Annotated in this window: 22 protein-coding genes and 1 rRNA gene; 12 read left to right on the top strand and 11 right to left on the bottom strand. The window is 30.7% G+C overall.

What is annotated here, in order from left to right:
- The 5 genes from rrf to ACXLDF_RS04745 all read right to left on the bottom strand — a co-directional run.
- A 5S ribosomal RNA gene (rrf, locus tag ACXLDF_RS04765) occupies nt 1–89 on the bottom strand; the annotation flags it as partial.
- A gap of 635 nt (nt 90–724) precedes the next feature.
- Nucleotides 725–1,834 carry an alpha/beta hydrolase gene (locus ACXLDF_RS04760; protein WP_457557352.1) on the bottom strand — a complete coding sequence of 370 codons (1,110 nt, stop codon included), beginning with the start codon at nt 1,832–1,834 and terminating at the stop codon, nt 725–727.
- A gap of 202 nt (nt 1,835–2,036) precedes the next feature.
- Entirely contained in the window at nt 2,037–2,600 is a 564-nt protein-coding gene (locus ACXLDF_RS04755; protein ID WP_457557351.1) for a Rab family GTPase, read from the bottom strand.
- Between the two features lie 424 nt (nt 2,601–3,024).
- Nucleotides 3,025–4,593: a DNA double-strand break repair nuclease NurA gene (locus ACXLDF_RS04750; RefSeq protein ID WP_457557350.1), complete on the bottom strand. Its 1,569-nt coding sequence runs from the start codon at nt 4,591–4,593 to the stop codon at nt 3,025–3,027.
- Nucleotides 4,594–4,667: 74 nt separating this feature from the next.
- On the bottom strand, nt 4,668–5,522 hold the full coding sequence (locus ACXLDF_RS04745) for a TrmB family transcriptional regulator (RefSeq protein WP_457557349.1): 855 nt from the start codon (nt 5,520–5,522) through the stop codon (nt 4,668–4,670).
- A 152-nt stretch (nt 5,523–5,674) separates the two neighbouring features.
- Here ACXLDF_RS04745 and ACXLDF_RS04740 point away from each other — a divergent pair, with 152 nt between their 5' ends.
- Nucleotides 5,675–6,469, top strand: coding sequence for an ABC transporter ATP-binding protein (locus tag ACXLDF_RS04740; protein WP_457557348.1), 795 nt, complete (start codon nt 5,675–5,677; stop codon nt 6,467–6,469).
- Between the two features lies 1 nt (nt 6,470).
- Complete coding sequence (locus ACXLDF_RS04735; RefSeq protein ID WP_457557347.1) at nt 6,471–7,637, top strand: ABC transporter permease; 1,167 nt, start codon at nt 6,471–6,473, stop codon at nt 7,635–7,637.
- 448 nt (nt 7,638–8,085) lie between these two features.
- On the opposite strand, the gene ACXLDF_RS04730 is transcribed toward ACXLDF_RS04735, so the two are convergent.
- On the bottom strand, nt 8,086–8,724 hold the full coding sequence (locus ACXLDF_RS04730; protein ID WP_457557346.1) for a hypothetical protein: 639 nt from the start codon (nt 8,722–8,724) through the stop codon (nt 8,086–8,088).
- Nucleotides 8,725–8,839: 115 nt separating this feature from the next.
- Between ACXLDF_RS04730 and ACXLDF_RS04725 the strand changes: the two genes are divergently transcribed.
- On the top strand, nt 8,840–9,805 hold the full coding sequence (locus tag ACXLDF_RS04725; protein ID WP_457557345.1) for a hypothetical protein: 966 nt from the start codon (nt 8,840–8,842) through the stop codon (nt 9,803–9,805).
- Nucleotides 9,806–9,946: 141 nt separating this feature from the next.
- On the opposite strand, the gene ACXLDF_RS04720 is transcribed toward ACXLDF_RS04725, so the two are convergent.
- Complete coding sequence (locus ACXLDF_RS04720; protein WP_457557344.1) at nt 9,947–10,501, bottom strand: YIP1 family protein; 555 nt, start codon at nt 10,499–10,501, stop codon at nt 9,947–9,949.
- A 117-nt stretch (nt 10,502–10,618) separates the two neighbouring features.
- On the opposite strand from ACXLDF_RS04720, the gene ACXLDF_RS04715 reads away from it, so the two are divergent.
- The 3 genes from ACXLDF_RS04715 to ACXLDF_RS04705 all read left to right on the top strand — a co-directional run bounded on the left by ACXLDF_RS04715 (nt 10,619) and on the right by ACXLDF_RS04705 (nt 14,778).
- Nucleotides 10,619–12,316: an AMP-binding protein gene (locus ACXLDF_RS04715; RefSeq protein ID WP_457557343.1), complete on the top strand. Its 1,698-nt coding sequence runs from the start codon at nt 10,619–10,621 to the stop codon at nt 12,314–12,316.
- A gap of 160 nt (nt 12,317–12,476) precedes the next feature.
- Nucleotides 12,477–13,793: a phosphopyruvate hydratase gene (eno, locus tag ACXLDF_RS04710; RefSeq protein WP_457557342.1), complete on the top strand. Its 1,317-nt coding sequence runs from the start codon at nt 12,477–12,479 to the stop codon at nt 13,791–13,793.
- A gap of 166 nt (nt 13,794–13,959) precedes the next feature.
- Nucleotides 13,960–14,778, top strand: coding sequence for an alpha/beta fold hydrolase (locus tag ACXLDF_RS04705; protein ID WP_457557341.1), 819 nt, complete (start codon nt 13,960–13,962; stop codon nt 14,776–14,778).
- A 20-nt stretch (nt 14,779–14,798) separates the two neighbouring features.
- On the opposite strand, the gene ACXLDF_RS04700 is transcribed toward ACXLDF_RS04705, so the two are convergent.
- The gene (locus ACXLDF_RS04700) at nt 14,799–15,521 is read right to left on the bottom strand and encodes a CPBP family intramembrane glutamic endopeptidase (RefSeq protein ID WP_457557340.1); all 723 of its coding nucleotides are present in this window, start codon (nt 15,519–15,521) and stop codon (nt 14,799–14,801) included.
- A 25-nt stretch (nt 15,522–15,546) separates the two neighbouring features.
- Complete coding sequence (locus ACXLDF_RS04695) at nt 15,547–16,242, bottom strand: METTL5 family protein (protein ID WP_457557339.1); 696 nt, start codon at nt 16,240–16,242, stop codon at nt 15,547–15,549.
- A gap of 100 nt (nt 16,243–16,342) precedes the next feature.
- Between ACXLDF_RS04695 and ACXLDF_RS04690 the strand changes: the two genes are divergently transcribed.
- On the top strand, nt 16,343–16,948 hold the full coding sequence (locus ACXLDF_RS04690; RefSeq protein WP_457557338.1) for an exosome complex RNA-binding protein Csl4: 606 nt from the start codon (nt 16,343–16,345) through the stop codon (nt 16,946–16,948).
- A gap of 144 nt (nt 16,949–17,092) precedes the next feature.
- Nucleotides 17,093–17,341 (top strand): hypothetical protein, encoded by a 249-nt coding sequence (locus tag ACXLDF_RS04685; RefSeq protein WP_457557337.1) that lies wholly within the window; start codon nt 17,093–17,095, stop codon nt 17,339–17,341.
- Nucleotides 17,342–17,374: 33 nt separating this feature from the next.
- On the opposite strand, the gene ACXLDF_RS04680 is transcribed toward ACXLDF_RS04685, so the two are convergent.
- The gene (locus ACXLDF_RS04680) at nt 17,375–17,794 is read right to left on the bottom strand and encodes a zinc-ribbon domain-containing protein (protein WP_457557336.1); all 420 of its coding nucleotides are present in this window, start codon (nt 17,792–17,794) and stop codon (nt 17,375–17,377) included.
- 77 nt (nt 17,795–17,871) lie between these two features.
- On the opposite strand from ACXLDF_RS04680, the gene ACXLDF_RS04675 reads away from it, so the two are divergent.
- The 3 genes from ACXLDF_RS04675 (at nt 17,872) to ACXLDF_RS04665 (ending at nt 19,581) form a co-directional block, all read left to right on the top strand.
- A complete protein-coding gene (locus ACXLDF_RS04675) occupies nt 17,872–18,315 on the top strand; it encodes an RpoL/Rpb11 RNA polymerase subunit family protein (RefSeq protein WP_457557335.1) in 444 nt (147 codons plus the stop codon).
- 105 nt (nt 18,316–18,420) lie between these two features.
- The gene (locus ACXLDF_RS04670; RefSeq protein WP_457557334.1) at nt 18,421–18,951 is read left to right on the top strand and encodes a ribonuclease III family protein; all 531 of its coding nucleotides are present in this window, start codon (nt 18,421–18,423) and stop codon (nt 18,949–18,951) included.
- Between the two features lie 6 nt (nt 18,952–18,957).
- Nucleotides 18,958–19,581, top strand: coding sequence for an endonuclease dU (locus ACXLDF_RS04665; protein ID WP_457557333.1), 624 nt, complete (start codon nt 18,958–18,960; stop codon nt 19,579–19,581).
- 140 nt (nt 19,582–19,721) lie between these two features.
- On the opposite strand, the gene ACXLDF_RS04660 is transcribed toward ACXLDF_RS04665, so the two are convergent.
- A complete protein-coding gene (locus ACXLDF_RS04660; protein WP_457557332.1) occupies nt 19,722–20,183 on the bottom strand; it encodes an ADP-ribosylation factor-like protein in 462 nt (153 codons plus the stop codon).
- Between the two features lie 227 nt (nt 20,184–20,410).
- Here ACXLDF_RS04660 and ACXLDF_RS04655 point away from each other — a divergent pair, with 227 nt between their 5' ends.
- The gene (locus ACXLDF_RS04655) at nt 20,411–21,196 is read left to right on the top strand and encodes a GNAT family N-acetyltransferase (protein ID WP_457557331.1); all 786 of its coding nucleotides are present in this window, start codon (nt 20,411–20,413) and stop codon (nt 21,194–21,196) included.
- Nucleotides 21,197–21,203: the final 7 nt, after the last annotated feature.

Below are 21,203 nucleotides of genomic sequence, written 5' to 3'. Positions count from 1 at the left end.
GAGATATCACTACTTACTTAAACGCATCGGAATTTAATTTCTGTGTTCGGAATGGGAACAGATGGAACTTCCGACCTATGACCGAGAGACAATTAATTCAGTAATGCAAAATATTTAAACTTGCCTTGTCGCGCCCAATTCCCACCATCCTTTTTGAACTTTCTTGAAATTGAATTGAAAAGGGAAATCCTGATAAAATAAGGAAAATACTGGAAAATATCAAAGAATTATTGTGGGACAATTTCAACAACCTTATTTTTAACATAATGTAAATGAAATACATCAATAAATATTTAGAACAATCATAGAAAAAAGAAAATTAAAAAATAAAAAAAATGTCTTTTTGGTTAAATTCTACTTTCTTCGAGGCCAACTAATTCTTGTTCACATATAATTTCGATCATGAGATATCAGTAATTTTCATATTCCATATTCTCTACTTTTTACCACCTTTAACTGAAATATCCATGTGCGAATAAATTTTTTTTTAAAATATTGAAATTCATTTTTAACTGAATTCTCTTATGATAGTATTGATTACTCGTCGATAACTTTAATCGCTAAATCATTTGAGCTAGCGAGCTTTGAATATAGATTACCTTTTCTTATTTATAAGAATTATAGAAAATTTATCTTTACAAAAAACCAAAAAAAATGAACATCTAGTTAAAAAAATTTGAAAAATTACAATTTCTCAAGATCGCTTCTATATTTTTATAGAATTCTAAAGAAAATCTTGGGTGCAGTATTGTAACGCATTCAGAAAATCAAAGGCAATACCAAAGATATGTGGAGAGAGCTCTGTTCGGGGATCATGCTCTAATGAAAAATAATGTGGAACATCCATTTCTTTTAAAAGATCATGCATATTTTGGGCAAACGAAAATAATCCATATTCATCATGAGAATCGCAAGACAACCAAATTTTCATAGATTGTAATTTTTCAGGATTCACTCTATAAATTCGTAATAAATCATATTTTTCCCAGTTTTTCCACGCTTGTTCATCATATGATATTAAAATTCCTTTAGAATCGAACTTTAAACTTGGAAGAAGGGGCCTATTTCCCGAAAAAATCATATCTTGAGTCTCTAAAATATCTTCAAACATCATTTTTCCAAATTTTTGAGCTAATCGATGTCCTAATAACCGTGAAATTAATGGAACAACCAATTCCCACTGTAATTGTTTTAATAGTGTATTAGCAGGACTCAAGGCGGCAAATGCACAAAAAAGATTAGAGAATTTGTGACCCAAATAAAGTGCGCCAAAACCACCCATTGAACCACCTATTAAGACGCGGTGTTCACGATCTGGAATGGTACGAAAGTGTGAGTCTATATATTTGATTACATCTTGAGAAATATAATCCGCATAATTACCAGAAAAAGGGGAATTGACATAAAAACTTCCTTTTGTTGAGCGGGCACCATCAAGACCTTTCAATCCTCCTTTTACTCTTAGATGCAAACTTGCATCAGGTTGAACAATAATCATAGGTGGAAGCTTATGATGTTTAATCATTTTATCAATATGAAGATACGTGGGGACTTTATCAATATGAAGTCCGTTTCCGATTGATTTCATTAATATTTTTATTGGTTGCCAAGAAATTAAATCCAAATCGGGCATTAAAAGCCAATTTCCTGCATGTCCATCATATCCATGTAAAACATAAGCCACTGGATAATTATTTTCAAAGTTAATATAATAATCTGGTGGAAGATAAACACTAATAATTCGATTTACAGGACTTTTGAGTGGGTTGTTTTCTAAATTACGAGAATGTATCGTATTCAACAAATATCGGGGGTGTTTTGATTGATATTCCATAATAATGACCAAAATTGTGGAAAAAACTATAATTGCAAACGATTTAACTCAAAAAACTTGATCTATTATATAAAGAGTGTTTTTAGTTGAATAACTATAGACCGCTCTATGGTTTTACTTTAGAATATGAATCGATTGAATAATAAATAATGTATTTTTTCCTTTTTTTTATTTTTACAGAATGTAGATTTCTTGATTTCAGTTACTGATTTGTTTCCTGCATTTGCATATATTCTTTAAAAAGTCTATTAGATTCTTCCAACAATAATTCTGAAATTAATGCAAAAGAATTTTCAACATTTTTACCTGTTTTGGATGAGAGTTCAATATGCTGAACACATGAATATTTCATGGCAATTTCTTGCGCAAATTCTGGTGAAACTTTACGGTAGGGCTCTAAATCGCATTTTGATCCAATTAAGAAAATAGGAATATTTCCTGCATTTTTCCTTACAATTTCTAACCAGATTCCAATACTCTCTAAGGATTTTTCAGATGTAATGTCATAAAGAAAAAGAGCTGCATTGGATCCTTTACTGTATGTAGGTAACAAAAATCTGAACCTCTCCTCGCCGCCAAAATCCCAAATCTGAAGTTTTACCTTCTTACCGTTGACTAATCTAACTTTTTTGGAAAAAAAATCGACACCAATAGTAAGTCTGGGCGAATCAATGAACACACCAGTAATGTATCGATGGGTGAGACTAGTTTTGCCAACTGACGCATCGCCTAACATAAGAAGTTTGTATGTAAAATCTGTGCTCAATATTGTCACCATATATAGGTTTGTTTTTTTTTCTATGAATAGGAAATATCTGGCCGTTTTTGAACGGGATAACTGGAATATAAGAATTCGAATCCTACAAAATAATATGTAGCACCAACTAATAAAGATTTATTCGATAAAGATAAAGTTGGAGTGAAAGAAAAGTTATAAAAAATATTTGAAATGAATATCAAGAAGAAATAAAAAAAATGAATATTGTAGCCAAGAGTGAGATTTATTTTCATCGATAGAAAATACCTTCTCAAATAAACACTATAGCTCTTGGCTATTATTAATAACTTAAATTCCATAATTAATATTTACTTTAATCAGAAAGAAAAGAAAGTAGGAAAATCAATAAAAAATTTTTAATTAACTGGAAAATGCAAATAAAATGAAATAGAAATCAGAAAAAAGAGAATGCTTAGAATATAGTATCAAGCCTTTTATGGCGATTGTCTAGAAATGGTGGCTGAAAAGATATCGTTAATTGTGGTTTTGAGAAATAATTGTTCTGATTCTCATGAATGATATCTGAATGAATAATCTGATTGTTGAATTTTGCTTTAGGAAAGTTCAATTGGGTTAAAAGTGGCTTTAAAATAAATTCAACATCTTTTTCTGAGAGATGTGAGCGTAAATGGGCTTCTATCTGAGGGAGTGGTAAAGTGCATTGTGGTTCAATTATAGCTAATGGTGTTAATTGATTGATGATTTGAATAAATTTTTTCTTATATTCTATTGAATTTAATTGAGCTGGACATAACATTTCAAAGCGAATTGGTAAATCTGAAGAAGAAAGTCGGAGATATGAATATAAAACATGATATTCTATTTTTGTATTGAATAATAAAGATGTTAGCTGAGGTTCATTTCTGCTTTGTGCATAATTAAAATCTTGAGTTATTGAAGATAATGAAGGTGGATTTATTTTGAATTTTCGATATTCTTGAATGATTACCGTACGAAAACCTGGATGCATAATTCGATAAAGCAATTCATAATCTGAAAATGCCATTAATTCTTTTCTAAAGTTAAAATGCATTAACGATGATGAAGATAAATTAAATCCTGAAGTATTTATATTTTTTAATAGAATTGGAAGACTTCGGATGATTAGATCCCTTAGTTGATTTGTTCGGGAATCTTTCACTGAACCAATTAAAGCAATGTTATTAGTAGAACACAAATTATAGAGATGATGATAACTATATATAACATCAAGACATAATTGTGGAGACTTCTGAATTATCCCGTAAAATCGATTACTAGGGGGAAGGTGGACACTTCCATCAAGTATTATTATATTTGGAAATGAATTTTCAGAATTTGGATTTAATGATGATTCATGTTCACATTTTTCAATATATTTGATCACCATCGAATTTTCAGCTAAAATTCTACGAAAATTTGCGACTGCAGAGAGATTTTGAGAACGATGAATTCCAAAATCAGAATAGAGAGTGAAATTTTCATCCTTTTCAACTGCAGGAAAATACGATATCTTAGGATGAGAAGGTTCTGTAAAATCATATTCTACAACAACTGCCTTAATTAGAGTCAGATCTAATCCTTGATATTCCCTGATTCCAAGACCTCCATCAACAGCTGCGATTTTTTTCCCTTTGAGAATTTTCATATCTGGAATTGCAGTATTAGACAGAGGTTGAAAAAAAGTAGACTCTGTAAAAGGATGAAAAGTTGATTTTCCATATTGAGTTAAGTCCAAAAAAGGGTGAAAGCAGAATTCACTACAAAAAACATCTAAAAATTTTTTTTTTTCTTCTAAGTGTGTTTTTATTGCGTTAATTTGAGTTTGAAGATCTAATGAAAGCAGTTCTATTCGAGAATGAAAAGGTGTTTTATTAAAATATTGTAGTGAATAAGTGCTAAAAGTATCATTTTCTAAATTATTTTTCTTGTATGATTTGCTTTGAGAAGTTGAAACAGGAGAAAAATATGATTCTTCCCATGCATTAAAATCACGCGTCATTAAGCATTCAAACAAAGGAATTTCCATTTGAAAATAAATAGTGTGAAGGTTTAGTAATTTATTAAAAGCACTTGTTATAAAAGAACTGCAGATTTAATAACTTGAGTAAGACTTTGATTATGGAATTCAACTAAATCTGGAAGATAGCTAATTACTGCTAAGGGTGTCTCAATAGGTATAGGAATAAGGAATAAGCTCTGTATTTTATCAACAATCACCAAACCCATATGATTATCAAGTTTTTCTAAAACACCTTCATATAATTGAAAACTTAATGATTCTTTCACTTTAGGTGGTAATAGCTTTGGAACTTTTTTTCGTGCGTTTTGGATAAATGCACGATCTTTTGAAGATATAAGGTAGCAACGTAAATTGCTTCTTTTTTGAATTCTACTAGCATACTGTTGATACTCTTTATTTGAATTGAAAATTAAATCGATTGAAATTGGTTTTTTTTGCTCGTTTATTGCTTTTATAACATTTGATGTCAATAAATCAGGAGGAAAAACACCTATTATGCTTATATTTGCTTGTTCCACAAGATGAATTAGTTGTTCTTCAATTTGTTTTCTACCAGCCACTCCAATTATTGATACTGGATGATTTTTTTCGGATAAATATAACGCATCAAGTTGTTCAATTATTTTTCTGTATATTGATTGATAATTCTTGAATTGGTTATCGAATTTCTCTCTTATGTATTGTTTTGGCTTAATTTGAATAATTTTAGATTTTCCTTCAGTAATTAAAAAAACAAAACCTTTTTCTTCTAATCGATTAACAACTTCATATATCTTAGATTGTGGAACTCGACTTAACTGTGCCAATTTCGCTGGTTTTAATTGATTATAGCGAACTAATGTGTCAATAACTTGAGCTTCATATTGGGTGAATTCAAATTTTTGTAAATTATCAATGAAAGTACTCATTAATAAAAAGAATAATTAATAAAAATTTAAATATTTACCACCACAGTAGTAACCTAGGACTTACCACCCTAGTAGTAATTTTTTTTTTTTTTTATTTATAAATATTCATCACAAATTATATCTATTTGATATGTAATTCAAAAGTGAGAAAAATGCAAAATATTACAGAAGAAAAAACACCTATTGTTGAAATAGCAAATCTTTCTGTTCATTTTGGCCATTTTTGTGCATTAGAAAATCTATCGTTTAGAATCGAATCAGGTCAAATTTATGGTTTGATTGGGCCCAATGGAGCAGGAAAAACAACAACAATTAATGCAATTTTAGGATTAGTGAATGTAAATCCAAATTCTCAAATTAAGTTGTTTGGAAAACAAACATCTGGTCAACTAAAGTACTGTGCTCATCGCGTTGGGTATATGCCTCAAGATATAACATTATATACAGATATTTCTATCTCACAAAACCTTCGATTTTTTGGAAAACTGTACGGACTCCCAAAAAAAGAATTAAAAAAAAATATTTCTGAAGTATTAGATTTAGTTGATTTAGATAAATTTGCTGATCGAATTATCTCGAAATGTTCTGGAGGGATGCAGAGACGCGCATCATTGGCTTGTGCACTTCTTCATAAACCTGATTTATTAATACTAGATGAACCAACAGTTGGGATTGATCCAGAGTTACGATTAATCTTTTGGGATTACTTTCGTACGCTTTCTAAGGAAGGAAAAACAATTCTAATCACAACCCATTATTTAGCAGAATCAATTAAATGCGATAAAGTTGGTTTTTTGAGGAGATCTTTAATTACTGAAGGTAGTCCTGAAATGTTGCAAAAGAGTGTTCAACTTGAGCAAAATCTTTCTGAATTACCTAATATGGAAGATGTTTTTATTTTTTACACAAAATCCATGAAAAAGGTCGAAAAATTGGAGGTTTCATAAAATGAATAAAAATAAACTTCATTTTAAAATAATTGTCGCAATTGCACAGAAAAATCTACAAATTTTGCTAAGAGATAAACGTACAGTTGGCCTTTTAATTGGAATGCCTATACTGTTAATGGTGCTATTTGGATATGGATTTGGTCAACCAATTCAACATATTCCAGTGATGGTGTTAAATTATGATCAAGGGCAATCTGGAATCCCGATTTTAGGTATTAATGATACCCAATTTTCAGATATTGCGATAGATTTCTTGGAAAACGATGAAAGAATGGATGTTTCTCTTGAAAACACAAGTACTGTCTCTGTTGATAGTTTAATAAGTGAAATTTATGGTGCAAAAAAATATTATGCTTTAATTGTGTTTCCAGAGAATTTTTCGGAGAATTTGATCAATTCTACTTCTAATATGTTCATCGATCTCTATATTGATGGCAGTGAAACAATTGTTACTTCGTCTATATTTTCTATTTGTGCCGAAATGATTGGTGAAATTGCTAAAAATCAATATTCTAATGCTGGAAAACTTCAATTGAATTTTACTTTTGTTGCAGGAAATGAAGACCTTCGTCCTATTGATACAATGGCACCTGGAATTCTAAGTTTTGCACTGTTGCTATTTATGATCCTAACAGTTACTGGTGGATTTACTAAAGAACGATTAAGTGGAACTATTCATCGTGTGTTAATATCTCCAGCATCAAAAAGTGATTTAATTATGGGTTATCTACTTGGAAATTCATTAATTGCTTTAATTCAAAGTGCATTATTATTGGGAATATGTGTTTTAATTTTCAATTTGAGTATAGTCGGAAATCTTGTCCTACTTTTTGCGATTTTGTTCCTATATGCAATTTCATCCGTGTGTTTGGGAATTTTGGCTTCAGCTTTCGCTGAAAATGAACTGCAAGCATTTCAGTTTATTCCTTTAATTTTAACTCCAAGTATGTTCTTTTCTGGATTTCTGTTTCCTTTGATCTCATTTCCCAAATTCTTCCAATATTTGTCATATATCATCCCAATGACATATTCCATAAGGATTAGTAAAGCTATTATGGTTAATGGATTTGGTATTCTTAAATTCTGGGATGATCTAGCAATTCTTTCAGGAATTACAATAATTCAATTGATTTTAGCAATAATTTTCTTTAGAGTTAAGAAATAGAATTAAAAGACCATCACACCAATTTTATATAATTTTTTTCATATAAATTGAATTTTTTTCATCTATTTCAATTATTTTTTCCTATTATATAATAACTTCATTTCTATTTGATGATGCTTTTCACAATAGAAATAAGGAAAATAAGAAAAATAAAAATAAAAAGTTGAAAAAAAAGAAAGGGATTCTTTTTATTCTAATAATAGACAATTTTCCCCGAGGTAAGAATCCCCCAAGAACCTCCCCACAATATCTAAAGCTAAATATACATATACAACTGTTCAATATTTCATAACTTCTAATCTAAAATATCTGTTGTACCTACCTTGCTTCAGCGTTACATATTTGGAAAATTCGAATATTTAAAGATATTGGTTTCTTGTTCTTTAATCTCCTTGTTAAGAACAGATGTTTTTTTATATTAGTGCTTTTTCTCATGTATTAATTGGTATTATTCCTCAGAATCACTTCTTTTGGCGGAAACTTTCTTAGATAAAACTTCAATCTCAATATGACACCGAGAACAGTAATAAACTTTTGAGTAATAATCTGTTTTACAACGAGGGCATTGGTAAACTGTAATGAATTGTATATGTTCTTGCTTTTTTCGATATTTTTTTTGAAGAAATTTGATAGAAAATACAATTATTCCACCTATTCCAAACTCCAAGCAAATATGAAGTAGAGTGTAACTTAAAAAGTTATCAAGGATCAAATCATTTTGTAATTGTAGTTTTTCAATTGTATTTCGCACCAAAACCCAATAAAAATATGGAAATAACGAATGTATTCCAAGAATTACAAAAAATGTGCTTTTCACTAACTTAAAATTCTTAGTTCTTATCTCAAATAGCCCTAAACTGATAAGAATTACAATCGATAGGAACAATGAAGCAACCATCATTATCCAATATTGATTTATACTTGAAGAATAACAAAAACTTGAGAAAAATCGAATCAATACAATTACAACAGGATCAATTTCAATTTGTGATAATTCTGTTGATTCTAAAGGTGCAAAGATATTGAAAATGAAGAGGAATATAATTAACCCGCTTAAATAAGTTGTAATTGGTATAATTTTTTTCATGAAATCTTCGTCAATCTCATAATTTGAAGGAATTTTTTAATTTTTCCTTTTTTTACCTAAAAACGAAAAATCATCGGATTCAAATAAGATCTGGCGTTAATTTACGCTAAGAACTATGGTTATCATTAAATCCAAATATTATTATATTAAACCATCAGATAGTAAAAATTGGTTGATTATTGGATCTCCATCGAATAAGGAGGTAGATGTAGAAATAAAGATATTGGATTATCTATTTCGCTGTAAACCAAAGGAAATTGAAGTGGATGGTATGCAAATAATGTGTTCGCGATTATGTTGCTATACAGGTTGTTATGTTTCAATGGAAGAAATTAAACGCGCTGAGGAATTACTGCCGAAAATTCTTCCAGATCTTCAAGAAGATGCCAAAAATCTGCTTAATATAAACAATAATCAAATTTATTTGCCTAATGATTATGATCGGGATGAGAATCTCTATAAAATTAGGTGTTCACCTGATGAATGGAATTTTGATGAAAATGATGATGACAATGAAGAAGATGGTGAAATCGATGATGACAATGAAGAAGATGGTGAAATCGATGATGGCAATGAAGAAGATGGTGAAATCGATGATGATAACGAAGAAGATTGTAAAATCGATGATGATAACGAAGAAGATGATGAAATTGATGATGATAACGAAGAAGATGATGAAATTGATGATGAATTTAGTCTACCTCCACGCAATCATTGCATTTTTCTAATGAATAATGGAATGTGTGCGCTTCATAAGTATTACATTGAATATAATCAGAACTGGATTAAAGAGAAATTCAATATTTGCACCACATTTCCCTTAGATTTAAGACCGCAAGATGGAACTATTGCATTCATGAAAGATTTTGATGATTTTACATTTGGTGAAGTAGAATGCCTAAGCAAAGATCGCAATTTGAAAAAACAACTTGGTTATCCTCAGATTATTGATTCCATGAAAGATGTTATCGTAGATCGCTTTGGAATTTCATGGTGGAATGCCCTAAATCACTGTGCTAAAGATTTCCGTCTTGGCAAAATTGATATTGATTATATTTATTCTGATACAAATCTTGCATAATCTCTATCTTTTTAAGGTGTTTGATCAAATTTTGATCAAATTGATTTTAAAATTTCAAAATTCATCATTATTTTATGAAAATTAATAACACCACTCTACATAAGAGAGTAAAGTTGAAAAAAGAAAAGAATAAAAAAAACGTTATGGAATAAAAAGCTTTAAAATCGTACCATAAAGTATCAAAAATCCAAAAATGATCATAAAACCAATAACAATACTTAGGAACGATTGCCAATATTTAGCTTCTGTATATCCTACCATCCCAATCATCAAGGCGATATTGAAAAGCAACCAAAATATTAATGTCAGCATTGAAAGGTTTTCTGGAAGAAATAAACCAATTAAATCACCAATAATTGACCAAATTACAACTGCACCCCATACTCTCAAAGTTCCATTAAAAGAAGGCTTCACTTTAAACAATCGAAAAATTAATGCAAGAATTGCTGCATATACAAAGGTTCCAATTAAAGAACTACCTAAACCTGCAAAAGCTGCCGAAAATCCTGTTAATCCTAAACCTGAAATACCACTTGATCCTGGATTACCTTTGAAAAAAGCAATTGTTGATTCTATAAGAGCATATAAAAGAATCATTATAAAAGCAGGTATGGTATCCTTTTCATTTTTACTGACATCTCCAAGTTCTTTCTGATTAAATTTTAATCCAGCTAAAATCATTGTTAAAAAAGTCATAATTTATAATTTGTTAATTAGCTTAATTATTTTTTTCTTTTTTTTTATACATAAAGAAACAACAATATTTTTATTTTGTTTGAAATAACTCAGAACAAAGGTTCCATAAATTGATTTATGGGACAATTGTGGGTTGAAAATTTTATGGCAATTAATAAACGCATTTTAGACGAGTTAGAAAAAAATCTGACCATCGGGAAATTAATTGATATTGTAGCTGAATTGTATCCTGATGTAGAAGCTGCAATATTTGACGATGTACGCAAAACATGGACGGAATTTCATGAAGATATAATGAAGTTTGCCATTGGTTTGCATAAAATGGGATTAAAAAAAGGAGATAAAGCAGGAGTTTGGGCAAAAAATATATATGAATGGATGGTGGCGTGGTATGCCCTCCCTAAAATTGGAGTGACTTTAATTCCCATGGATTCTTGGTATCAGCCTTTTGAAGCAGAATATATTCTTAAACATAGTGAAGCTGCAGGCTTGATATGCACATCTGATTACATTCCCATGATTGAGGGTTTTAAAGATGAACTTCCTAATTTAAAATATATCGTTTTAATGGATAATCCTGAAACGATCAATACATCTATGCAAGGGGTGGTTTCAATGAAATCGGTTATGGATGTTGAACTTTCTCCTGAAAATATCCAAGAAGTCCAAAACATTCAAGACTCGATTAATAAAGATGAAGTAACCTTTATTTTATATACAAGTGGAACTACAGGTAAACCTAAAGGAGCTCAATTAACTCATTATAATATTCTCCGTAACACCGTGGATACTGCAAATGTAATGCGATGTGGTCCTGAAGATAAATATTTAATTCCTGTGCCATTTAGTCATTGTTTTGGTAACACACTTGGAATAACAACAGCAACACTTACAGGTTCTTCTATGATTCCTTTGCTCGATCAAACACCATCTATTGCAATGACAAAAGTAATGAATGAGAAAGTAACTGTCGCACACGGTACCCCTACTCATTTCATCCGTTACATTAGATATTTGCAAGCACATCCAGAAGTAGATGTTTCTCATCTTCGTACAGGAATAATTGCCGGTGCCCCATGTCCACCAGACACATTAAGGGGAATCATGGATATAATGCATATGCAAGATATTGTTATCGGATATGGATTGACTGAAGCCAGCCCAATCATTACATTGACACAACCTGATGATCCATTTGAATATCGGGTAAATTCAGTTGGTAAAGCGATTCCAGATATTGATGTACGTATTGTTGATGATGAAAATAACGAAGTTCCTATTGGTGAATCAGGTGAACTTGTAGTTAAAGGATACAATGTAATGAAAGGGTACTATAAATCTGATTTCCAACCAATTGATGAGAAAGGATACCTGCATACTGGAGATTTAGCCACAGTGGATGAAAATGGGTACTATAAAATTGTTGGACGTAAAAAGGATATGATCATTTATGGTGGCTTTAATGTTTATCCCAAAGTCGTGGAAGATTTCTTAATACAACATGAAGACATTTTGGAAGTGGCGGTAGTTGGTGTTCCTGATGAAGAATATGGGGAATTGGTGGCTGCCATTATCCGAAAACCAGAAGAATCTACCTTAACTGAACAAGATGTTGTTGATTATTGTTACGGAACAATTAACAGCCCAAGTGTTCCTAGGTATGTCAGATTTGATATTGCACTGCCATTAAGTGGGCGTGGAAAAGTACAGAAATATAAACTGCGTGACACACTTAAGAAAATGAAAGAAGAAGGAACATTGGGACCAAAATTAGTTCCAACTGCTGTAAAAGAGAAAAAGAAGAAGAAACAATAATGGATTTTTCTTTTCTATTAATTTTTTTTGTTATTTTCCTGTTTATAGCATAATTTTTAGAAATTTAAGAAATGGTAAAGTTTTCTAAAAAGTTACATATTCTGTTAAACCTTTATGGAAGCAACCACTACTATATTATCGAAATTGAGGTGAGCTAATAATGAATTTCGAAATTAAAAAAATTCACGCCCGATGGATTCTTGATTCACGAGGTAATCCAACGGTTGAATGTGATATGTGGGCGGGCGACAATGTTTTTGTGCGCGCTGCAGTTCCTTCAGGAGCATCTACGGGTGAGGCAGAAGCTGTTGAATTACGCGACAACGATCCCTCCAAATTCGGCGGCAAAGGTGTGTTAAAAGCAGTCGAAAATATAAATTCAAAAATATGCAAAATTGTGATTGGAATGGATTGTTCCAATCAAAAAGCTATCGATCAAGCAATGATCAATGCTGATGGTACACCAAATAAAGGAAACTTTGGAGCAAATGCAATTTTAGCAGTATCCATGTGTGCTATGAAAGCAGCAGCTAAGATTCAAGATAAACCGCTTTACCAGTATGTTTATGAATTAGCTCATGAAGGTAGAACTGCTGAAAGATATCTTATGCCAATTCCATCTTCAAACGTACTTAACGGAGGGAAACATGCAGGTGGAGATTTAGCACCTCAAGAATTTATGATTCAAGCTATTGGTGCGCCTAATTTCCGTGAAGCAATACGAATGACTGCAGAAGTTTATCATACAATGAAGAAAGTAATTAAAGAAAAATACGGTGCAACTTCTGTAAATGTTGGTGATGAAGGTGGTTTTGCACCTGCATTAACCACTACTCGTGAAGCACTAGATATCATTATGGAATCAATAAAGAAGGCAGGTTATAATCCTGGTAGCGATATTGTTTTAGCAATGGATCCCGCCGCTTCAGAATTCTTTGATAAAGAAAAACAAGTTTACTATATTGATGGTAAAACTCTTAAACCCAGTGAATTAGTCGATTATTGGGTAAAAATTATTAATGAATATCCAATTAAATCAATGGAAGATCCATTTGATGAGGAAGGATGGACTGAATTTGCTGCACTTAAAGCGAAGATTGGAGATAGATGTCAAATTATTGGTGATGATTTAACAGTAACAAATGTACAGCGATTACAAAAAGCAATTGATATGAATGCAATATCTTCACTGCTTCTTAAAATTAATCAAATAGGAACAATAACAGAAGCAATTGATGCAGCCAAGTTAACCTTTAAGAATGGCTATACTGTCATGGTATCTCATAGATCGGGTGAAACTTGTGATAATACAATAGCAGATATTGTGGTTGGTCTGTGCACAGGCCAAATTAAATCAGGTGCACCATGTCGTGCAGATCGACTTTCTAAATACAATCAATTAATCCGTATTGAAGAAGAATTGGGTGAAAAAGCCTTTTATCCTAAAGAATATGCAGAATTTAAAGAATTTCAATAAATTATAAATTAGAATTCATACTTATAAAATTTTTAAGATGAAATTTTTTATTGTTTCTTTTTTATTTCATTCAAATTCATTCATTTTCTTTATTATGCCAATAATTCCATTAGAAATATTTTTATCTCTAAAAAATCAACAACTTAGCAATCTTTGAGGAATTTTTATGTATCTTAATATTAAAGGGGTAGATATTTATTACGAAATTCATGGAAACGGGATTCCTATTTTAATCTTACATGGATTTCCATTAGATCATAGGATTATGTTGGGTTGCATGGAGCCAATATTTGATGAAAACTTGAATACAAAATATAAAAGAATATATTTTGACTTTCCGGCTATGGGAAAATCTACTTCTGCATCATGGATTAAATCTACAGATGATATTCTCCAATTAACTCTTGATTTTATTTCAGAAATCATTCATAGTGAATCATTTATTGTTGTGGGAGAAAGTTATGGAGGTTATATTGCTGGTGGTGTTGTTTCCAGACTTCGAAATCGCATTTTAGGATTATTACTTATTTGTCCGATGATTATTGCCGATTTTTCAAAACGTCATCTTCCCAAACGCACAGTATTGGAGCGAGATATTGATTTCTCCTCAAAACTTTCACCAAAATTGCAAGAAGAATACGATTCAATTTTAGTTATAGAAAATGAGAGTGTTTGTACCCGTTATCAACAAGAGATTCCAGATGCAATGGCTTGTGCAAATATGGAATTACTAAATCAGATCCAGCAAAAAGCTTATGGATTTTCTTGGAATATACTTGATATATCTGATCCTTTTTCTTTTCCTACCTTATTTATATTAGGACGCCAAGATGATATTGTCGGATATCAAGACGCTCTTGAATTTTCGGCCAATTTTTCTCGAGCATCTGTAGCAATATTAGATAAAGCAGGTCACTATGCACAAGTTGAACAGCAAGAAATCTTTGAAAAGTTAGTAATAGAATGGCTAAATAGAATAAAATAATATAGAAAAAATGATTTATTTTACTTTATAAGGAAGTATGTTAGTAAAAGGCTGAGCGTGTTGTTCAATATATGCATAATGATGGGAATCATTAAATTCTCGCTTTTTTCATAAAAAATCGCTAAGAATATTGCCAAAATAAATGCCAAAATTCCTTGGATGATATTTAAATGCGAGATTGCAAATAACAAAGAACTAAGAATAATTGCCCATTGCGGTGCAAAAATTTTCCGTAATGCTTTAAATATTAATCCTCTATAGAAAAATTCTTCAACTACAGGCCCAATAATTGCAACAAGAAAAAAAATCAACCAGAAAAACTTATCATCTTTAAGAAGTTGGAGAATTCGATTATTCGGAGTTGATTGAAGGAAAAGACTCAAAATCCAACCTATAAAAATTCTAGCAAAAAATAACACAATTGTCGTGAAAATTATCCAAAAAATTATAATGAATTGTGATTTTTTCACAGGTTGGAAAAAGGATTCCCACGAAAATCGCTTTGATTTTACTCCAAGAAGCCAAAAAAGACCGAAATTTACTGAAATACTTAAAAATCCTGTTAATAATATTATTAATACAGGATTTTCTGTTATAAAAAAATAGGAAAAGAGTAAAAATCCAGAACCTTGATAAAGAATAAGGTTCAAAATCCACCATCCTGTTATTTTTCCCCATTCTAATAGTTTATTTTTCATATTTTCTGAGATCTGGATGTATATCTCTTGTTCTTCAGCGTTCATATTGATTAACTCATTTAAATGTTCTTTAATGGGAATAAAATCTCTTTTTGTAAGTAGGACATAGTATTCTGTAAAGATCAGCTTGAATAAATTTTCGTTTCTTTTTATGAAAACTATATGAACGTTTCAGCACAAGCTTTAATGGAAAAATTCGATCAACTGTCCCTCCTAATTGTAAAATCTTCTTGGATAGAAATTCTTGGTTTTTAGGATGGCTTAGATGAAGTGAATATATAATATCTGCGACAGTTATAGATTTTTTGATAAATGCCAAATCTGAACCCCGCTTTTTCACCCCAAAAGGAGGATTTGACACCACAATAATTGGCCTTAATTGTTCAATTGGTTGTTTTAGATGATTAAAAATTACACTTTGTAAATCCATAGTTTTAATATCACCTTGAATCAGAGTAATTTTCTGTTCTAATTGCAAAGAATATATATTTCTTCTACAAATTTCCAAAGCTTCTGGATCAATATCAATTCCTATAACTTTACGTGCTCCAAGTAGGGCAGCTGCTATTGTCAAATTTCCTCCGCCGCATCCCAAATCTAAAACGATCTTATCTTGAAGATCATTCTGTTCAAAGGCGATGTGAAAGAAGATGTCTGCTGTTGCTACTGCATCAGTAAAATACTGCTCATATTGCAACTTGGGTGATTCAAAAGTTTCTAAACTTTGAATAATATTGATCAATTCAGATTTTTTCAAATACATCATATATTCTGAGAATTCCCGCTAAATTGTAAAGTAAAAAAAGAATCGTTCATTCATTAACTATGCGATTTAAGAAAAATTGAAAATGTATAGTGAAGGGCTTATGAATCCACCCAAAAATCAAGAAAATCAGAAACAATTTGTGTATATTGGCGATGAACTGGGTTTTACTGAAGAATATTTAGGAGATCCTTCCACCACTTACACCGAAAATGGAAAAATCTACGCTGCAATAGCAGGTTATCTTACAGTTGATAAAAAAAACCGACAAATATTCATTGAAGGAAGTTATACAGAACGCCAAAAAATCCCTCAACCAGGTGATATAGTAACTGGTGTTGTTTACTCTATTCGAAAAAACTCTGTGGGTACAAAAATAAATACAATTAATAATTTGGTTGTTGTAGATATGGGTTTAATTGGAAATATCCATGTCTCAAATGTTTCAAAATCCTATGTAGATAAATTGGACAACATTTTTGATAAAAATGACATTGTTCGTGCTAAAATTGTGCGACAAGAAGGAAAAGAATTTCAAATTTCAACCGTAGATTCTTCTTTAGGTGTTATTAAAGCGTTTTGCAAGTATTGCGGTCATGAGATGCAGAGAAAAGGAAAAACTCAAGTAATTTGTCCATTTTGCAGCAATGTCCAGAGAAAAATGATGGCAAATGATTATGGAGACATTGAAGAGATTTTACATTTCTAAAAAATCAGCAATTTCATTAATTTTTTCTTTTTCTTTTAAATTAAGCAGACTAAAATCAGATATAATCTTAATAAATAGATGGAGTATTGTAAAATAATAATGAATTATATTGTATCTAAAAAATAACACTCAGGAATGAACAAAATGGCTCGAACAGGAAAGAAAACAATATTATTACAAATTTCTAACATAGATGAATTAGAGGATATTATAAAATATGCCCAGAAACGGGCAGATAATGTTGGATTACGTTTAACTATTGATTATACTCACGACGTTGGTTTAAAATTAATTGTAGCTGGTCCTCGGGATAAGATTCAATTATATGAACATCAAATACGTGATGCTTTGCGTGAAGATGAAGAAGAACTTATTCGCACCGAACTAAAATAGATAAATCTTTTTTTTAAATTGGTGCTTTTTTTTTCATTTTAAAGGAGAATTACAATTTTTACAAAATTTTGCGCCTATTTGATTGGATTCTCCACAATAAGAACAAATTGATTCTACTTTTGAATCAAAATTATTTGAGAAATCTCTATTCTGTGTAGGATTGACATTTAAATTATTTTCATAAGCAGGATCATATTTAGTTGGCAATTCACTCTTCGAAAAAGATGAGAACTGCTTAAATCGACCAAATGATAGAAGTATCATCCCAATTACTAATAAAATAAAAGCTAGAATAAAGAAAGGAAAAATTAAGAATACATTACGAGTAAATACAGGAATTAAAACGCTGCTAAAAAACATTAGAATTCCTATTACAAGCATTATTATTCCCACATTTACTTTAGGAGATTTCCTTGCAGTTGAATTTTGATTTGGAAATCGCGAAAATGACATAGTATTTTATAATTATTTTTTATTCAAAAATTTTTTTTGAAATGGTTCCTTTTTTGAATTGTTGGTGTCACAAATTCATGGTAGGAAAAAAAAAGTCGATTGATGAAGAATTAGACGAAGAATTTTTAGGGGAAGATATTGACTCAGATTTAGATTCAGATATTCCTTCAGAGAAATCCAAAGATGAATTAGCCGAAATGCTCTCATCACAATTGGAAGAAGAGATTTCCCAACAAGATTACAAATACTTAAAACTTTATATTGAGCAAGAAAGTAAATTTGAATATTATGTCACAGTAGAACATCAATCTCATGGATTTATGAACTATTTAGTCTCTAAAGTGCTAAAATGTGCAGGTGTTGAATTTGCTGCATATAAACTAACAAGTTTAGATCCTGCTAAATTATATATTCGGATTGATCCCTCACGAGATATTAAAACAATATTGAAAGAAGCATTAGTTAAGATGAAAACTGAATGGAAAGGCATGAAAAATGCCGTTGCTGCCATGAAATTATAAGTGCGAATAAGTTTTTTCATTAACCTTTATTTTTTGTATTTACAATATATTTTATTCAAATTACATTATATCCAAAATTTTTTCATTTCGTTTTTGTTTTTATACATGAATCAGATGCCTGATATAAAGGAAGATATTAATAAAATAAACGAAGAATTAAAAGAAGAAATAAACGGACAATTTTCTCTCAAAGGGAAATTAGCTGCTTTAATTCATGATATGGGAATAAAAGGTTTCAAAGATATAGGTATAAATAAACAATTAGCAAAATTTGGAGATGCAATTACCAATACAATTTATTCAATGGCAAAATCTGCTGTAATTCATCAATTTACTCAACGAAAAGTAAACCGAACTGTTTTATCTCATGCATTAAAGAACGCACAAATGAAACCTTTTGCAAAAACACGCTCTGATGCCCATGCCATGGCAGATAGTGCAGAAGCATTTATTGGATATGTTTTCTGTGCGGAAGGTTGGAATTTGGAAAAAATGGCAACTCAACTATATAATTCTCTAAAAAATTATAATCTGTATGAGCAAGTTGAAGAAACTCAGGCAGCTATTGAAGGTTTCACAAAATTGCTCGAAAAGATTAAAGAATACCTTGAATATAAATATAGATGGGAATCTTGATTACGTGTGAAGCGAAAAAGCTGCATTTTAGCATTTGATGATGGTAAACATGAAAAAACAGATCTTTTACGCTATCGAAAAAATGAAGTAAACCAAAAATCAGCAAAACTCCATAGAACAGATCTGATTGGGGTAGTTACTAAAGGATTGCAACTGATGCATGTTTCTAATTCACGAATAACTGTGGATGGAGATGATGCAACCACTCAAATGCTATCCATTTTTGAACAGAATCCCTTTCGAAATGAAATTCAAATCATTTTAATAGACTCTCCTACAGTTGCTGGTTTTAATATCCCTGATCCATTTATAATCCATGAAATGAGTCAAATCCCTGTTTTATTAATTCCAAGCAATCCTCCTACCCATATAATCGCTGAAGTATTCGAGAATATATTTCCTGATCGAAAAGAAGATCTTTCGATTTTAAAAAATTTACCTCCGTTAGAAAAAATCGAAGTCTCAGTAAATATTTCTCCTACAATCAAGAAAAAACTCTGTTTTCACCCTATCGGTATATCAAAAGAAGAAGTTATAGATCTTTTGAATTTTCTCACCCACTTTTCTGCAGTTCCTGAACCATTGAGATTGGCTCATTTGATTGCATCTAGATCAAGAATGAATATTTAATTGAAAAATCGAAAAAATGAATCTACACTGAAAGACAATAAACATTTGTAGAATAATTCAATTCTTGATTCAGAAAAACATAAATAAAAAAAATTTACTTTATAGTGTTTTCAATCAACTATTTAATCAATTATCTTTATTTATTTTAAATGACGTTCGATAATTTTTCGGAGTTTATTTTCGTTTTGTTGATTTATTCCAACCATTCCATAAGTAGGTACTCCCAATGCGGCTTCAATTGCAGTGGGATCCATTCGATCTTCCAAATCTTGCTTATTTGCAATAGCAATAATTTTTGAAGCTCCTTTATTCAAATGTCGCTCAATTAAATCTTTAGTTAGCATGACATTTCGAGCAGAAGAATCTGTCACCAAAATTGTAAGTTTGGAGCCTCGAATGAACTCGTCCCACAAAAATTGGAACCGTTTCTGGCCAGCCAGGTCCCATACGCACATATTTCCCAATGCAGTCGGAACTTTGGAGATTTCAACTCCAACAGTTGGTTTTCGTTCATCTAAAGGATGTTCACTTTTTAAAAGCTTCGTTAATGTTGTCTTTCCGACGTTAGATTCTCCAATCAAAACAGCTTTAAATGCGTTCATAGTGTTTCACTGGTATCAATATTTTAGTGTTATGAAGAAAATGATGAACATCCTTATTCAAACGAGATAACACAAGTTTGATATGTTGATAATATGTCGATGAGATCACAAGTGTTATTATTTTTTAAAATTCAATCAAATTTTTAATCCGTTTTCTATCTATGATGAGATTTTTACTAATTTCCAATAGTTAAAAATAAATAAAAGAAAAAACTATGAAATTTCATATGGAAAATCTAAGAATCATTCAAATTACTAAAGAAAATGAAGATCTATTTAATAATTATGTAAACGGACGAGAAGATGAATTCTTTTTTTTTATTCTCGATTTTGAGCAATACCCAGAAAACACGCAATTATTTGTTGCAATTGATCAACAAAATAATATTTATGGGCTTTATATTATATGGCGTAATCAAACGATTCAAATACGTGGGTCTTTAGAAGGAGCAATAACATTTCTCCAGTTTTTAGATAAACAATCTATTTCTATTAAAGAAATTACCGGAACTCTTATTCACAAACCTCTTTTGGAAGAAAAGTTTACACATTATAAAAATAAATTTCACACGTATCGTATGATTTTAGAAAAAGGAGATGAACAGCTATTTGAGCAATATTCGTATGAAATCCTGCCTAGTGGAAGTGAAGAAATAATCGCAGGATTTTTACGGAAAGTAGATCCAAAATTCTGGGGTAAATACCAAGCAACTGATATAATTATGGATAATGCGCATCCTTATTTAGCAATTAGAAAAAATGAACAGATAATTTCTCTGGCAGGATTATGGATTGATGAAAAAATGGGAATAATAAGTGTTGTTGGCACAGATCCACAATTTCGAAATCAAGGTTATGCTACTTCCATCGTTTCAAGTGGAGTTAAGTATTTAGTAGAAAAAACAAATAAAATTTTAATTCACGTAAGAGTGAAGAATACACCGGCTGTAAAAATATATAAAAAAGTTGGATACCGTCCCAAGTACGAATATCTGGTTATGAAATTAAAATAATGAAACC

The organism is Candidatus Harpocratesius sp. (assembly GCF_054039255.1).
The sequence above is the reverse complement of the archived record's forward strand: the minus strand, read 5'-3'. Positions and strand labels throughout refer to the sequence as shown.

What these genes read in the sequence shown, in the direction of transcription:
- ACXLDF_RS04725 (WP_457557345.1), top strand. Translation starts at nt 8,840, where the DNA reads ATGGTTATCATTAAATCCAAATATTATTATATTAAACCATCAGATAGT.
- ACXLDF_RS04735 (WP_457557347.1), top strand. Translation starts at nt 6,471, where the DNA reads ATGAATAAAAATAAACTTCATTTTAAAATAATTGTCGCAATTGCACAG.
- ACXLDF_RS04730 (WP_457557346.1), bottom strand. Translation starts at nt 8,724, where the DNA reads ATGAAAAAAATTATACCAATTACAACTTATTTAAGCGGGTTAATTATA.
- ACXLDF_RS04675 (WP_457557335.1), top strand. Translation starts at nt 17,872, where the DNA reads ATGGTAGGAAAAAAAAAGTCGATTGATGAAGAATTAGACGAAGAATTT.
- ACXLDF_RS04760 (WP_457557352.1), bottom strand. Translation starts at nt 1,834, where the DNA reads ATGGAATATCAATCAAAACACCCCCGATATTTGTTGAATACGATACAT.
- ACXLDF_RS04670 (WP_457557334.1), top strand. Translation starts at nt 18,421, where the DNA reads ATGAATCAGATGCCTGATATAAAGGAAGATATTAATAAAATAAACGAA.
- ACXLDF_RS04700 (WP_457557340.1), bottom strand. Translation starts at nt 15,521, where the DNA reads ATGAACGCTGAAGAACAAGAGATATACATCCAGATCTCAGAAAATATG.
- ACXLDF_RS04750 (WP_457557350.1), bottom strand. Translation starts at nt 4,593, where the DNA reads ATGACGCGTGATTTTAATGCATGGGAAGAATCATATTTTTCTCCTGTT.
- ACXLDF_RS04680 (WP_457557336.1), bottom strand. Translation starts at nt 17,794, where the DNA reads ATGTCATTTTCGCGATTTCCAAATCAAAATTCAACTGCAAGGAAATCT.
- ACXLDF_RS04655 (WP_457557331.1), top strand. Translation starts at nt 20,411, where the DNA reads ATGGAAAATCTAAGAATCATTCAAATTACTAAAGAAAATGAAGATCTA.
- ACXLDF_RS04685 (WP_457557337.1), top strand. Translation starts at nt 17,093, where the DNA reads ATGGCTCGAACAGGAAAGAAAACAATATTATTACAAATTTCTAACATA.
- ACXLDF_RS04695 (WP_457557339.1), bottom strand. Translation starts at nt 16,242, where the DNA reads ATGATGTATTTGAAAAAATCTGAATTGATCAATATTATTCAAAGTTTA.
- ACXLDF_RS04705 (WP_457557341.1), top strand. Translation starts at nt 13,960, where the DNA reads ATGTATCTTAATATTAAAGGGGTAGATATTTATTACGAAATTCATGGA.
- eno (WP_457557342.1), top strand. Translation starts at nt 12,477, where the DNA reads ATGAATTTCGAAATTAAAAAAATTCACGCCCGATGGATTCTTGATTCA.
- ACXLDF_RS04740 (WP_457557348.1), top strand. Translation starts at nt 5,675, where the DNA reads ATGCAAAATATTACAGAAGAAAAAACACCTATTGTTGAAATAGCAAAT.
- ACXLDF_RS04715 (WP_457557343.1), top strand. Translation starts at nt 10,619, where the DNA reads ATGGGACAATTGTGGGTTGAAAATTTTATGGCAATTAATAAACGCATT.
- ACXLDF_RS04720 (WP_457557344.1), bottom strand. Translation starts at nt 10,501, where the DNA reads ATGACTTTTTTAACAATGATTTTAGCTGGATTAAAATTTAATCAGAAA.
- ACXLDF_RS04690 (WP_457557338.1), top strand. Translation starts at nt 16,343, where the DNA reads ATGAATCCACCCAAAAATCAAGAAAATCAGAAACAATTTGTGTATATT.
- ACXLDF_RS04660 (WP_457557332.1), bottom strand. Translation starts at nt 20,183, where the DNA reads ATGAACGCATTTAAAGCTGTTTTGATTGGAGAATCTAACGTCGGAAAG.
- ACXLDF_RS04745 (WP_457557349.1), bottom strand. Translation starts at nt 5,522, where the DNA reads ATGAGTACTTTCATTGATAATTTACAAAAATTTGAATTCACCCAATAT.